Source organism: Actinoplanes sp. NPDC051633, assembly GCF_040681735.1.
Taxonomy (GTDB): domain Bacteria; phylum Actinomycetota; class Actinomycetes; order Mycobacteriales; family Micromonosporaceae; genus Actinoplanes.
Genome location: NZ_JBFAZH010001708.1, coordinates 1 through 1,221 on the forward strand (window position 1 = coordinate 1; position 1,221 = coordinate 1,221).

A 1,221-nucleotide genomic window follows, 5' to 3' on the forward strand; every position below is an offset into this window, starting at 1 on the left:
CAAAAGAATAGCCCGACCGTATGGCATAAACATCTCGATATCGAGCGCCGGGTCGGTGTGCTTGGCGACCAGCTGCTCGATCCACTCGGCGGTGCCGACCGGGACGGTGCTCTTGCCGACGATCAGCGCCCGGCGCTTGAGGTGCCGGGCGAGATTCGAGACCGAGGACTCCACGTACGTGAGGTCGGCGCCCATCCCGTCGCCCCGCTGCGGCGTGCCCACGCAGATGAAGTGCACGTCGGCGAACTCGGCCGCCTCCTCGTAGGAGGTGGTGAACCGCAGCCGCCCGGACGCGAGGTTGTTGTGCAGCAGCTCGTCCAGTCCGGGCTCGTGGAACGGCACCTCGCCGCCCGCCAGACTGGCGATCTTGGCCTCGTCGACGTCGACGCCGAGCACTTCGTAGCCCAGCTCGGCGAAGCAGATTGCGTAGGTGGCGCCCAGATAGCCGGTGCCGAGGAAGGCCAGCCGCGGGCGTGGCGCTCCGGAGGGCGGAAAGACCTGAGGGAACGCCAGGGCGGACGGCTGTGCCGGGTACGGGATCGTCACGGACGAAGACTCTCTCACGGCTCTCGTTCGGCTGGGGACTGGCGTAGCCTACGCGTCAGTAACATTTGCGTCTGAGAGGGCACCATGAGCGAGTTCGACGTGTACCGACTGCCGGAAGACCACGAGACGATCCGCGCCGCGGTGCGCGAGGTCTGCGACGCCCGGGTCGCGCCGAACGCGGCCGAGGCGGACGAGAACAGCGAGTTCCCCAAGGCCAGCTACGACGCCCTGCGGGCGGCCGACTTCCACGCCCCGCACATTCCGGTGGAGTACGGCGGGGCGGGCGCGGACGCTCTGGCCACCGCGATCGTGATCGAGGAGGTGGCGCGCGCCTGTGCGTCGTCGTCGCTGATCCCGGCGGTGAACAAGCTCGGCACGATGCCCCTGATCCTGGCCGGTTCCGACGACCTCAAGCGTCGCTATCTGACCCCGGTCGCGGCCGGGGAGGCGATGTTCTCGTACTGCCTCTCCGAGCCCGAGGCCGGCAGCGACGCCGCCTCGATGACCACCCGGGCCGTCCGCGACGGTGACTCCTGGGTGCTCAACGGCGTGAAGCGCTGGATCACCAACGCGGGCGTGTCGGAGTACTACACGGTCTTCGCAGTGACCGACGCCGCCGCGCGCAGCCGCGGCATCACGGCGTTCGTGGTGGAGAAGGGTGACGAGGGCGTCAGC

Annotated in this window: 2 protein-coding genes; one reads left to right on the plus strand and one right to left on the minus strand. The window is 69.0% G+C overall.

Annotated features, from left to right (window positions below; all coding sequences use genetic code 11):
- Nucleotides 1-465 (minus strand): NAD(P)-binding domain-containing protein (locus tag AB0M20_RS44520; protein WP_364307634.1); only part of this gene is annotated, 465 nt, incomplete at its 3' end.
- Between the two features lie 165 nt (nt 466-630).
- On the opposite strand from AB0M20_RS44520, the gene AB0M20_RS44525 reads away from it, so the two are divergent.
- The coding region (locus AB0M20_RS44525; RefSeq protein ID WP_364307632.1) for an acyl-CoA dehydrogenase family protein at nt 631-1,221 on the plus strand (591 nt) is incomplete at its 3' end.